Origin of the sequence: Pseudomonas saudiphocaensis (assembly GCF_000756775.1) — a bacterium.
GTDB lineage: Bacteria > Pseudomonadota > Gammaproteobacteria > Pseudomonadales > Pseudomonadaceae > Stutzerimonas > Stutzerimonas saudiphocaensis.
The window spans coordinates 26,039-38,959 of record NZ_CCSF01000001.1 but is presented as its reverse complement, the minus strand read 5'-3'; the positions used below and the strand labels follow the sequence as shown (position 1 = coordinate 38,959).

At 61.2% G+C, this 12,921-nt stretch carries 10 protein-coding genes; 3 read left to right on the top strand and 7 right to left on the bottom strand.

Annotated elements, in window-relative coordinates:
- The first annotated feature begins 4 nt into the window (after nucleotides 1-4).
- The gene (locus BN1079_RS00190) at nucleotides 5-2,020 is read left to right on the top strand and encodes a HAMP domain-containing sensor histidine kinase (RefSeq protein ID WP_037021485.1); all 2,016 of its coding nucleotides are present in this window, start codon (nucleotides 5-7) and stop codon (nucleotides 2,018-2,020) included.
- Nucleotides 2,021-2,033: 13 nt separating this feature from the next.
- Nucleotides 2,034-2,612: a cob(I)yrinic acid a,c-diamide adenosyltransferase gene (locus BN1079_RS00185; protein WP_037021484.1), complete on the top strand. Its 579-nt coding sequence runs from the start codon at nucleotides 2,034-2,036 to the stop codon at nucleotides 2,610-2,612.
- A 6-nt stretch (nucleotides 2,613-2,618) separates the two neighbouring features.
- On the opposite strand, the gene BN1079_RS00180 is transcribed toward BN1079_RS00185, so the two are convergent.
- The 7 genes from BN1079_RS00180 to secA form a co-directional block, all read right to left on the bottom strand.
- On the bottom strand, nucleotides 2,619-3,380 hold the full coding sequence (locus BN1079_RS00180; protein ID WP_037021483.1) for an alpha/beta hydrolase family protein: 762 nt from the start codon (nucleotides 3,378-3,380) through the stop codon (nucleotides 2,619-2,621).
- The gene (locus BN1079_RS00175) at nucleotides 3,367-4,494 is read right to left on the bottom strand and encodes a DUF3182 family protein (RefSeq protein ID WP_037021482.1); all 1,128 of its coding nucleotides are present in this window, start codon (nucleotides 4,492-4,494) and stop codon (nucleotides 3,367-3,369) included. Before BN1079_RS00175 ends, BN1079_RS00180 begins: the two co-directional genes overlap by 14 nt.
- 247 nt (nucleotides 4,495-4,741) lie before the next feature.
- A complete protein-coding gene (ahpF, locus tag BN1079_RS00170; RefSeq protein ID WP_037021481.1) occupies nucleotides 4,742-6,307 on the bottom strand; it encodes an alkyl hydroperoxide reductase subunit F in 1,566 nt (521 codons plus the stop codon).
- A 123-nt stretch (nucleotides 6,308-6,430) separates the two neighbouring features.
- Entirely contained in the window at nucleotides 6,431-6,994 is a 564-nt protein-coding gene (gene ahpC, locus BN1079_RS00165) for an alkyl hydroperoxide reductase subunit C (protein WP_037021480.1), read from the bottom strand.
- 201 nt (nucleotides 6,995-7,195) lie between these two features.
- Nucleotides 7,196-8,137 carry a Nudix family hydrolase gene (locus BN1079_RS00160; protein WP_037021479.1) on the bottom strand — a complete coding sequence of 314 codons (942 nt, stop codon included), beginning with the start codon at nucleotides 8,135-8,137 and terminating at the stop codon, nucleotides 7,196-7,198.
- Nucleotides 8,138-8,139: 2 nt separating this feature from the next.
- On the bottom strand, nucleotides 8,140-9,357 hold the full coding sequence (gene argJ / locus BN1079_RS00155; protein WP_037021478.1) for a bifunctional glutamate N-acetyltransferase/amino-acid acetyltransferase ArgJ: 1,218 nt from the start codon (nucleotides 9,355-9,357) through the stop codon (nucleotides 8,140-8,142).
- Between the two features lie 111 nt (nucleotides 9,358-9,468).
- Nucleotides 9,469-12,207: a preprotein translocase subunit SecA gene (secA, locus tag BN1079_RS00150; protein ID WP_037021477.1), complete on the bottom strand. Its 2,739-nt coding sequence runs from the start codon at nucleotides 12,205-12,207 to the stop codon at nucleotides 9,469-9,471.
- Nucleotides 12,208-12,420: 213 nt separating this feature from the next.
- Here secA and BN1079_RS00145 point away from each other — a divergent pair, with 213 nt between their 5' ends.
- Complete coding sequence (locus BN1079_RS00145; RefSeq protein ID WP_037021476.1) at nucleotides 12,421-12,885, top strand: DUF721 domain-containing protein; 465 nt, start codon at nucleotides 12,421-12,423, stop codon at nucleotides 12,883-12,885.
- Nucleotides 12,886-12,921 lie beyond the last annotated feature (36 nt).

The window sequence follows — 12,921 nt, the reverse complement described above, 5'->3', positions numbered from 1 at the left end:
CGCCATGACCCTGCGCCAGCGTCTTGAAAACCTTCCGGTCGGCCGCAAGTTGCTGATCGCCCCGCTTGTTCTGCTGGCCGCCGTGCTGCTGGTGTCCAACCTGACCTTTATCAGCGCGGCGTACTGGATTTCCCGCCAGAGCGTCGCGCCCCAGGCCATGCACACCTTGGCGGCGCTGCTCAGCACGCCCGAACTGAGTCGCCAGGCCCTTGAATCTGAAGCCTCGGCAAACGCGTTGCTGGCCAAGCTGGGCGACTATGCACCGCTGCGTGCAGCAATGATCTATGACGCCGCGGGACAGCGCCTGGCCCAGCTGCAACGGGGCGAACCACTGGCCCTGCCCGAACAGACCAGCCAGGTTGAGCAATGGCAGAAAACCGAGATGCGCGCCAATCTGCTGGTCGAATTGCCGCAAACCGCAGGCCCGCCGGGCCATTTGCTGATTGTTGCCAGCAGCGAACTGCCTGGGGCCTTTTTCACTGGCACGCTGACCGCGAGCTTGGCGATCCTTCTGGCCAGCCTGCTGCTTTGGCTACTGGTCGCGCAGCAGATTCGCCAACTGATTACCCGGCCGATCCGCGATCTTGAGGCTTTGACCCGTCAGGTCACCCGCGAGGAAAACTATTCCCTGCGCGCCACAGCCCGCAATCAGGATGAAATCGGTCACCTGGCCGACGCTTTCAATACCATGCTGTCGCGCATGCAGGCACGTGAACAGCAGCTCAAGCGCGCCCGCGATGACGCCCAGGAAGCTTTCGATCATGCCCAGGGGCTCGCCGAAGAAACCTGGCACACCAACCGTAAACTCGAACTCGAAGTACAGGTGCGTAGCAGGATTGAACGCAAACTCACCGGCTTCCAGAACTATCTCAACAGCATCATCGATTCCATGCCCTCGGTGCTTATCGCCCTGGATGAGCAGCTGCACGTTACCCAGTGGAACCAGCAGGCCAGTGCGCTTTCCGGCACTCCTCTGAATGATGCGTTAAACCAGCCGGTGTTTATCGCTTTCGAGCAGCTGCGGCCCTTCCTCAGCCAGATTCGCCGCACCTGCGAACACCACGAGGTACAGAAGATCGAACGCGTCAGCTGGAGCTTCCACGAAGAACCCAGGCACTACGCCCTGACCTTCTACCCACTGACGGGCAGCGCCGGTCGAGGCGTGGTGATCCGTATCGACGACATCACCGAACGGCTCAACATGGAAGAAATGATGGTGCAGTCGGAGAAGATGCTCTCGGTCGGCAGCCTGGCCGCGGGCATGGCCCACGAGATCAACAACCCGCTTGGCGCAATCCTGCACAATGCACAGAACATCCGGCGACGCCTTTCACCGGACCTTGAGCGCAATCGTGAAGCCGCCGCGGAAACCGGCGTTGAGCTGGAGGCAGTCAATTGCTACCTGCAGCGGCGAGAAATTCCTCAAATGCTCGATGGCATCCAGCAGGCCGGTTCTCGTGCCGCTCGGATCGTCAGTCACATGCTCAGCTTCAGCCGCCTGAGCAACCGCCAGCTGGCCGAGTGCCAATTGAGCGAGCTGATCGACCAGGCACTGGAAATTGCCGGCAATGACTTCGCGCTGACGGACAACTTCGACTTCCGCGCTATCGAAATCCAGCGCGACTTCGATCCGCAGGTGGCACGGGTGCCCTGTATCGGCAATGAACTTGAGCAGGTACTGCTCAACCTGCTGAAAAATGCAGCCCAGGCGATCCACCATGGACCGCACCGAAACCATGGAAAGATTACCCTACGCACCCGTCTGAACCCGCCATGGGCCGAGATCCAGGTGGAGGACAACGGCGGAGGTATTCCCGAACATATCCGCAAGCGCATCTTCGAGCCCTTCTTTACCACCAAGGAAGTGGGTCAGGGCACAGGGCTCGGGCTGTCCGTCTCTTATTTCATCATTACCAACAACCACAAGGGCCAGATGGAAGTGCAATGCAGGCCGGGCCAGGGCACGACCTTTACCCTGCGCCTGCCGCTGACGTCAGGCTCGGAAAGTACAACCAACTGAACAGGATTCATCCATGGGCAATCGACTTTCAAAAATCTACACACGCACCGGCGACAGCGGCGAAACCGGCCTGGCCGATGGGCGCCGAGTGCCCAAGGATCATCCGCGTGTCGAAGCGATGGGCGAGATCGACACCCTTAACAGCCAGCTGGGACTGTTGCTCGCCGAACTTGAAGAGGCCCAAGCGCAATGGCCTGGCCTGGCCGAGCTGATTGAGGTATTGCAGCCGTGCCAGCATCGTCTGTTCGATCTGGGCGGCGAATTGGCGATGCCCGAATATCAGGCGCTTAACGAGGCCGAAGTCACGCGGCTGGAGGCGGCAATCGATCGCTGGAATAAAGAGCTGGGGCCGCTAAAGGATTTCATCATGCCCGGGGGCTCCAGGCTGATCGCCCTCGCCCACCTGTGCCGCAGCCTGGCACGCACAAGCGAGCGGCGCTGTCAGCAGCTCAACGCCAGCGAGCCTCTGCGCCCTGTGGGTCTGGCTTATCTCAACCGCCTGTCAGACCTCTTCTTCGTTGCCGCACGGTTGATCGCTCGCCGTCAGGGCCGCGCAGAGATTCTCTGGCAGGCGGCACCTGTGCCAGTCTAAGAGAATTCAGGCAACGGGACTTTGCAACCTGCCAAGGCGACCGCCGACCACCATCTCGGTCGCCCAGCCAACCAGAATATCGGTATAGGTTTTCTGACAGCTTTCGCTGGTCAGCCCGTGATCAGCGCCCAGGATGATGCGGTGAGTCAATGAATGCGTCTGATGGAACGCCGCACGGTAGCTCATGATGGTGGCGTGCGGCACCAGATGATCGAATTCGGACTCGACCAGCAGCACATCACCCCGAAACTCGGCACAGGCCGCCAACGCCCGGTTCTCCTCCGGTGTCACCCGCCGCCCGCGCAGCTGGTTGAGGATATCTCGGTCCAGCTGTCGTTTGGGCACCATCCAGTCGTCATCCCGATACAGCGCCGGCACCCGCATTGCCAGCCATCTGACCGGGCGCAACGCCGTCAGCAGTGCCGCCAGATAGCCGCCGTAACTGGTTCCCACCACGGCAATCGCCGAAGGGTCGATATGCGGGTGCTGCGCCAGCAGGTCGTAGGCGGCGAGCAGGTCGTTGAGGTTCTGCTCACGGGTCACGGTCTGCTGCTGCGCCAGCGTCAGGGCGTGACCACGCAGATCGAACGACAGGCAAATGCAGCCCAGACCGGCAATGCCCCTGGCGCGCGTCAGGTCACGCTCCTGGCTGCCGCCCCAGCCATGTACGAAAAGTACGCCGGGCAACTTCGTGGGTGGCGTCAGGAAGGTACCGGCGATGTGCTCGTCATCGACGAGAATGTCCACGGGTTCGCTATGAGTTGCCATATTCCTCCAGCGTCACGTACTTGGTGACAAAGCCGACTTCCTCATCCTCACCACGAAACAGAACGGTCGCGCCCTCGGGGACGGTCTTCGCTTCGCCGTATAACTCCACGGTAGATGCCCGCACTGCACTCGCCCCGCTACCCTGGGCGAATGCCTCGAGCGCGGCGACTTCCGCCCCACTGGCGCCACCGATGCGCCAGGATTGCTCCAGCACACCAGAGCAGGCGCGGCCTCGTCCGTCCACACCCTGAGCAATGTCATAGTTGCGTCGCGAAGCACGAAAGCCGCGAAAACAAGCTGATGCGGCAGCGTCATAAACTTGCGCCTGGGTAATCGCAAGGCGCGTCTTGTCGGGCAGTTCGAGTTTTAGCAAAGCCTCGAAATCGCCTTCGACGACCACCAGATCCGAGCCGCCATAGACGGTGTGGCCGTTGTTGTCTTCGGTGAGGCGTTGCGTGCCGTAGTAACTCAGCACCCGCGCAGCCACGCGAACCTGACCGACACTGAAGGTCGTCACACGATCGAGATTGTTTTCGAGCACCAGCCCGTACTGCGCCAGCTCGGCCTCGTCGATGTGCTCCAGCGCCTGATCAAGAGCCTGAACACCATCGACTAGCTCCTGACCACGACCACCTGAGGCACGAACCGGTTTAAGCCGAAGCGGCCCTTCGTGAAGCAGCCGCCTGCCCGCCTCGCGCGCATCGCGCAGCGAAAACACGCTATAGCCGGCCAACACGCTGCCCTCCACCAGGCCTGCAAAGGTGCGAGACCAGCCAATGGGCGAATCGGCATTGGGCCGCATCAGCGGGTGGGAAATTGCCTTGGTTTCAACGAAGGCATGGGGCACAACACCGCCAAAAAGATCTTGCTCACCCTCTATGCCCAGCTCACGCGCTGAATCGATGCCTACAAGGGTGCCGGACGGGACGTAATACAGTTGTTGGGAATAGTGCTCCGAGGGGTCATATTCACCCAGGAAGTCCATCCCTTGAAGCGCGGCCAGGCGCCTGGCCAGTTGCTCGTGCACATCTTTTTCGTGTCGCGGTTCAGTGGCGCGATTCGCCAAGGTCACTACCGCCCCTCGCAACTTTTGCGACGCGTGCGCGCTCGTCATAAATGAATTCGCTCCTGGACTGCTGATACTTTGCGAAGACTGGCCGTCCGCCCTCTTCCTCGTTGTCAGCCGGGCCAAAGCGGAGCCTGTGTAGCCAGTAGACCGTCGATCTCAACCATCTATCCGTCGCACAGCGCCAAGCAAAAAGGGGAGCAGACCGAAATCTGCTCCCCTTTTCTTTACTCCATGTCCGCTACGCTAGGCCGCCGCTTCTGCGGGAGCGGCTTTCCCGCGTGCCTTACCGGTCTCAGGCGGCCGGCGAGCTGCTGCGGATCAGGTGATCGAAGGCGCTCAGCGAAGCCTTGGCGCCTTCGCCCAGGGCAATGACGATCTGCTTGTACGGCACCGTGGTCACGTCACCGGCTGCGAACACGCCAGGGATGTTGGTCTGGCCCTTGGCGTCAACGATGATCTCGCCGAAGCGGTTCAGCTCCACGCTGCCCTTGAGCCAGTCGCTGTTGGGCAGCAGGCCGATCTGCACGAAGATGCCTTCCAGCTCGACGTCGTGCAGCTCGTCGCTGTTGCGGTCCTTGTACACCAGGCCGGTGACCTTCTGGCCGTCACCTTTGACTTCGGTGGTCTGCGCCATGGTCAGGATGGTGACGTTGGGCAGGCTGCGCAGCTTGTTCTGTAGCACTGCATCAGCGCGCAGTTCTTCACCGAACTCCAGCAGGGTGACGTGGGCGACGATGCCGGCCAGGTCGATGGCCGCTTCCACGCCGGAGTTGCCGCCGCCGATCACCGCCACGCGCTTGCCCTTGAACAGCGGGCCGTCGCAGTGCGGGCAGTAGGCGACGCCACGGCCACGGTATTCCTGCTCGCCGGGTACGTTCATTTCACGCCAGCGGGCACCGGTGGAGAGGATCACGGTCTTGGACTGCAGGCGTGCGCCGTTTTCGAACTCGACGGTGTGCAGACCTTCGGCACCGGCCGGGATCAGCTTGCTGGCGCGCTGCAGGTTCATGATGTCGACGTCGTATTCACGCACGTGCTCTTCCAGGGCGCGGGCCAGCTGCGGGCCTTCGGTGGCCTTGACCGAGATGAAGTTTTCGATGGCCATGGTGTCCAACACCTGGCCGCCGAAGCGCTCGGCTGCGACACCGGTGCGGATGCCCTTGCGTGCGGAGTAGACCGCTGCAGCAGCGCCGGCCGGGCCACCGCCGATGACCAGTACGTCGAAGGCGGCCTTGGCGCTCATCTTCTCGGCATCACGCGCTGCGGCGCCGGTGTCCAGCTTGGCGAGGATTTCTTCTTCGCCCATGCGGCCCTGGCCGAACAGTTCGCCGTTGAGGTAGATGCTCGGCACCGACATGATCTGGCGGGCTTCGACTTCATCCTGGAACAGCGCTCCGTCGATGGCCACGTGGCGGATATTGGGGTTGAGCACGGCCATCAGGTTCAGCGCCTGGACCACGTCCGGGCAGTTCTGGCAGGACAGCGAGAAGTAGGTTTCGAAGTTGTACTCGCCTTCGATGTTCTTGATCTGCTCGATGACTTCTGGCGCAGCCTTGGACGGATGGCCGCCCACCTGCAGCAGCGCCAGGACCAGCGAGGTGAACTCGTGGCCCATGGGCAGGCCGGCGAAGCGCAGGCTGATGTCACCGCCGATGCGGTTGAGCGAGAACGACGGCTTGCGCGCATCCTGGCCGTCGGTCTTGAGGGTGATCTGGTCGCTGAGGCTGGCGATGTCCTGCAGCAGGCTCAGCATTTCCTGGGACTTCTCGCCGTCATCCAGGGACGCGACGATCTCGAACGGCTGGGTGACCTTTTCCAGGTAGGCTTTCAACTGGGTCTTGAGATTGCTGTCCAACATGAGCGGCGATGTCTCCCAAAAAATTCAGAAAATAAAACGCCTGGATAAACCGCATCCAGGCGTCTGGCAATCGGGGCTGGCGAACAGCCCCTCATGCATGCAAGGCAAATGGGCGAAAGATACTTAGATCTTGCCGACCAGGTCCAGGGAAGGAGCCAGGGTCTTCTCGCCTTCTTTCCACTTGGCCGGGCAAACTTCGCCTGGGTGGGCAGCGGTGTACTGGGCAGCCTTCAGCTTGCGCAGAGTCTCGGTCACGTCACGAGCGATCTCGTTGGAGTGAATTTCGACGGTCTTGATCACGCCTTCCGGGTTGATGATGAAGGTGCCGCGCAGGGCCAGGCCTTCTTCAGCAATGTGTACGCCGAAAGCGTTGGTCAGCTGATGAGTCGGGTCGCCGATCAGCGGGAACTGAGCCTTGCCAACGGCAGGGGAAGTCTCGTGCCAGACCTTGTGGGAGAAGTGAGTATCGGTAGTGACGATGTACACTTCGGTACCGGCCTTCTGGAACTCGGCGTAGCTGTTGGCAGCGTCTTCAATCTCGGTTGGGCAGTTGAAGGTGAAAGCCGCCGGCATGAAGATCAGTACCGACCACTTGCCCTTCAGGGACTCTTCGGTGACTTCGATGAACTTGCCGTTGTGGAAAGCGTTGACTTTAAACGGCTGGACTTGGGTGTTGATCAGAGACATCTGCTAACTCCTTTTGGGGTTCAGAAACTTTACGGGGCCTACGATAACGCAGACCTCCGCATATGGTTAATTGATTAAGGGAATCACCGCGATGCATTTTCGCTATCGCATGATATCCCTTTATCGCCACCGCATCGACTACGACCACTGCATCGACTGGCAATTCGTGCACTGCCTGTGCAATGAACCGTAATCAGAGCTTCAGTCGGGCCAGAACGCCCGAATGCCTGCGATACCCTGCGCACCTACCCGCAACGCCTGCGCCATGTCGCCGGCGCCAAGGCCTCCCAGGAGATACGCCGGCTGGTTGAAGCCGGACAGCCACTCAGCGGAACGTGCCCATCCAAGAGCCTGAGCTTCCGGGTGCGTCGCGGTACGCAGCACTGGCGACAACGTGACGAAATCTACCCCCATCGTCGCAGCCAGGTCCAGCTCATGTGCATCGTGGCAGGACGCCGCCAACCATTGCGCGACCGGAACCGGCCTGCCTTGCAGTGCATGCTGTCGCAACTGCTGCGCCGTCAGATGCCAACCGGCAGCCGGAAACTCGGCAGCCCACTTCAAAGGCCCCTTGAGCATCAACTGCGCACGGCCCTCGCAAAGAGCCATCGCCTCAGCCGCCAATACTAGGTAATCGGCTGGCGACAAGGACGGCGCGCGCAACTGGATCAGCCGGAAACCGGCATCCACTCCTCGCGCTATCCCGCTCAGTAGCTGCTCAGGCGAGAGGCCGTCCGGCGTTATCAGGTAGCGATCCGGCAAACGTGCTGCAGCAACGATGGGCCTGTTGGCTGCCGGAAAGCTGTACTCCGGCAAACGCGCAGGCTCCACCCAGGCCATCGGCTGGCCCTCAGCGCCGTGGGGCATGCCGTCAAAGGCAGTTACCTGCCAAACATCCAGCAGCACCTGCTTGTCCGGGTAGTCGTGACGCACCTGAATCAGCGGCCGCGCCGCCGTCACCACGATGCCCAGTTCTTCAGCCAATTCACGGCCGAGCGCCGCCTCGACTGTCTCATCAGGCTCGACCTTACCTCCCGGAAACTCCCACAGCCCTCCCTGATGCTTGTCCAGTGGTCGCTTCGCAATCAGGATACGGTCATCCGCTGCACGGATGACCGCGGCGGCGACATGGATTCGCTTCACACTCAGGTCCGATACTCGGCGTTGATCTTCACGTATTCGTGCGACAGATCGGTGGTCCAGATCGTCTCGCTACAGTTGCCACGGCCCAGTTCGATGCGAATCGTGATTTCCTCGCGCGCCATCACCGCCGCGCCCTGCTCTTCGGTGTAGCTGGGCGAACGCCCGCCCCGACTGGCAATGCAGACTTCACCAAGGAAGACATCGATCAGGCTGACATCCAGATTCGGCACGCCGGCATAACCGACGGCGGCCAGGATCCTCCCCCAGTTGGGATCGGAGGCGAACAGCGCGGTCTTGATCAGCGGCGAATGGGCAACGGCGTAGCCCACGTCCAGACATTCCTGATGAGTCATCCCGCCATTGACCACGACGGTGACAAATTTGGTCGCACCCTCACCATCGCGCACAATGGCCTGGGCGACTTCCATGAACACTTCGAACACCGCCTGCTTGAGCTTGGCAAACAGCTCGCCGCTGGCTTCGGTAATCTCTGGCAGATTCGCCTGGCCGGTGGCGATCAGCATGCAGCAGTCGTTGGTCGAGGTATCGCCGTCAATGGTGATGCGGTTGAACGACTTGTTGGCCGCATCGCGCACCAGGTCCTGCAACACGCCACGCGCCACTTTGGCGTCAGTGGCGATATAGCCGAGCATGGTCGCCATGTTCGGGCGGATCATTCCCGCGCCCTTGGAAATACCGGTGACGGTGACCGTTACGCCGTCATGCTGGAACTGCCGGCTGGCGCCCTTGGGCAGGGTGTCAGTGGTCATGATCCCCGCAGCCGCGTCGGCCCAGTTTTGCTCAGACAGATTCTCGAGCGCGGCCTGCAATGCAGACTCGATCTTCTCCACCGGCAGCGGTTCGCCGATCACGCCAGTGGAAAACGGCAGCACTGCAGTCTCGTCGACGCCGGTCAGCGCAGCCAAGGCCGCACAGGTGCGGCGAGCATTGGCCATGCCTTCGGCGCCGGTGCCTGCATTGGCGTTGCCGGTGTTGGTCAGCAGGTAACGTACCTCGCCCTGCATACGCTCACGGGTGATCAGCACCGGTGCCGCACAGAAGGCGTTGGTAGTGGTGACGCCGGCAACACGCGAGCCTTCGGCGCAACGCATCACCACTACATCCTTGCGACCGGGCCGCTTGATGCCAGCCGAGGCGATACCAAGTTCAAAGCCAGGCACCGGATGCAAGACAGGTAAAGGACCAAGACCGACAGCCATGGATACGCTCCTTTAAATTTGGCGGCCCTTTGGCCGCTACGAAAACAGGGATAAAAACGCCGCGAGCGGCAGAGCCGGTCGCGGCGAGGGAGTCAGCAAGGGTCAATAGCCTTATTGAATCTGACCGTGACAGTGCTTGTATTTCTTCCCCGAACCGCAAGGACATGGTTCGTTGCGACCGACCTTGGGCTCGGTGCGTACCGGCGTCATCACCGGCGCCGCTGCAGCCGCCTGCTCGTTGGCTTCTTCCGGCTCGTCCAGCGCAGACACCTCTTCATGCTGGAATCGCATGCGCTGCGCCAGCTGCTCGGCTTCACGGCGCAGGCGGGCCTCTTCCTCGGCCGGATCTTCACGGCGCACCTGGACATGGGAAAGCACGCGGATCGAGTCGCGTTTGATGGACTCGAGCAGGTCCTTGAACAGGGCAAAGGATTCGCGCTTGTATTCCTGTTTGGGGTTCTTCTGCGCATAGCCGCGCAGGTGAATACCGTGGCGCAGGTGATCCATGGTCGACAGGTGGTCTTTCCAAAGATCATCCAGCACACGCAAGACGATCTGCTTCTCGAAGGAACGCAACGCTTCGGCGCCGGCCATTTCTTCCTTCTCGTTGTAGGCCTCGATCAAGGTCTGCAGGATGCGCTCACGCAGGGCTTCCTCGTAGAACTTGTCGTCCTCATCGAGCCACTGCTGAACCGGAAGACGGACACCGAAATCGCTGTAAAGCACTTCTTCAAGGCCGGCGATATCCCACTGCTCGGGCAGTGACTGCGGCGGAATGTGCTGGCTGATGGCGTTGTCGAGCGCCTCACGGCGGAACTCGGCAACGGTCTCGCCAATTTCCTCGGCGGCCAGCAGGCTATTGCGCATGTGGTAGATGACCTTGCGCTGCTCGTTGGCCACGTCATCATATTCAAGCAGCTGCTTGCGCATGTCGAAGTTACGGCCTTCGACCTTACGCTGGGCTTTTTCAATGGCGTTGGTGACCATGCGATGCTCGATGGCTTCGCCCTTCTCCATACCCAGCGCCTTCATGAAATTCTTCACCCGATCAGAGGCGAAGATACGCATGAGGCTGTCTTCTAGCGACAGATAGAAGCGGCTGGAACCGGCGTCGCCCTGACGGCCTGCCCGGCCACGCAACTGGTTGTCGATACGCCGCGACTCGTGACGCTCGGAAGCGATCACATGCAGACCACCTGCTTCAAGTACGGCCTGGTGGCGTTTTTGCCATTCGGCCTTCAGCTGCGCGATCTGGTCCTCGGTCGGGTTTTCCAGCGCGGCGACTTCAACTTCCCAGTTGCCGCCCAGCAGGATGTCGGTACCACGACCGGCCATGTTGGTGGCGATGGTGACGGCCCCCGGACGACCGGCCTGAGCGATGATCTCGGCTTCCTTGTCGTGGTACTTGGCGTTGAGCACCTTGTGTTCGATGCCTTCTTTCTGCAGCAGGCGCGACACGTATTCGGAGCTTTCGATGGTCGCCGTGCCCACCAGGACCGGACGGCCATTGTTCTGGCAATCCTTGATGTCAGCGATGATCGCCGCGTACTTCTCTTCCTGGGTCAGGTAGACCAGGTCGTTGTAGTCCTTGCGCGCCAGCGGCTTGTTGGTCGGGATGACCATCACCGGCAGGTTGTAGATCTGCATGAACTCGAAGGCTTCGGTGTCGGCGGTGCCGGTCATGCCCGCGAGCTTCTTGTACAGACGGAAATAGTTCTGGAAGGTAGTCGAGGCAAGCGTCTGGCTTTCCGGCTGGATTGGCAGCCCTTCCTTGGCCTCGATGGCCTGGTGCAGGCCTTCGGACAAACGACGCCCGGGCATGGTGCGACCAGTGTGCTCGTCGATCAGTAGCACCTGGTCGTTCTGCACGATGTATTCGACGTTGCGATGGAACAGCTTGTGCGCGCGCAGGCTGGCATAAACGTGGGTCAGCAGCCCAAGGTTATGGGCCGAGTACAGGGTTTCACCCTCGGCCAGCAGCCCGGCCTGGGTCAGCATCTCCTCTACGAACTGGTGGCCTGCCTCATTCAGCTCGACCTGACGGGTCTTCTCGTCAATGCTGAAGTGGCCTTCCTGAGTGACGACACCCTCTTCCTCCTCGATGTGCTGCTTGAGGGAAGGGATCAGCTTGTTGATCTGCTGATACAGCTTGGAGCTGTCTTCGGCCTGCCCGGAAATGATCAGCGGGGTCCGCGCCTCATCGATGAGGATCGAGTCCACCTCGTCGATCACCGCAAAGTTGAGATCGCGCTGATGCTTGTCCGCGAGACTGAACGCCATATTGTCGCGTAGATAGTCGAAGCCGAACTCGTTGTTGGTGCCGTAGGTGATGTCCGCAGCGTAGGCGGCACGCTTTTCTTCCGGTGGCTGGAACGGCGTAACGATGCCGACCGACATCCCGAGGAACTCGTACAGCGGCCGCATCCAGTTGGCGTCACGACGTGCCAGGTAGTCGTTCACCGTGACCACGTGCACACCCTTGCCTTCCAGCGCGTTGAGATAGACCGCCAGGGTCGCTACCAGGGTCTTGCCCTCACCGGTGCGCATCTCGGCAATCCTGCCTTCGTGCAGCGTCATGCCGCCGATCAGCTGCACGTCAAAATGTCGCATGCCCATGACCCGCTTGCCGGCTTCGCGGCAGACGGCGAAAGCTTCCGGCAGGAGGCGGTCGAGGCTCTCGCCCTGGCCAAGGCGGGCCCTGAACTCTTCGGTCTTGTTCCGCAGCTGCTCATCGGACAGCGACAGCATCTGCTCTTCAAGCGCATTGACGGCCTGTACCGTCTTGAGCATGCGCTTGACCTCACGCTCGTTCTTGCTGCCAAAGAGCTTCTTCATTAAAGGCGCAAACATATCGACAAAAACTTCCATGCTGGGGATGGAGACACGACCGCGGGGCCACCACGGCTATGCAAAGTGGGCATTCTACTCGCAAACACCTGAATAAAAGGTGGCGAAAGCCCGACATACTGCAAAGCAACCACCTCGCCAGTCAACCCGTATTACCAGCCCGCCACCGGGCTTCTGCTAAGCTTGCGACCTGTCACAGTCCTTCGGGTCACCACCATGTCGCTGCGCCCCCCGCCAGCCCGAGCGCCCGCCGCGCTGCTGCGCGAAGCAAAGCCGTTGAAAGCTCTGTTCAGCGAAGCCAAACGGCTCGATCGCTTACAGCGTCTGCTTGAAAGCCAGTTGCAGCCCGCTGCGCGCGAATACTGCCGCGTCGCCTCCTGGCGCGAAGGCACGCTGTTGCTGATCGTCACAGACGGGCACTGGGCAACCCGCCTGCGCTATCAGGAACGCCGCCTGCAACGCCAGCTCCAGGCCATGGAGGCGTTCGCCGGACTGAATCGAATCCTGTTCAGGGTGCAGCCACCGGAAGCCCCCAGGCACAGACCGGGTCCGGCGCCGGAGTTGTCTGTCCAGGCGGCAGACAATATCCATGAAACCGCACGCGGCATCAGGGACCCTAGGTTAAAAGCGGCACTCGAACGTCTGGCCGCCCACGCCAGGCCCGCCGAAGGCGACGACTGAGGCCAGCAGGTCGCAACTGGATGGTGCCGACGGTAG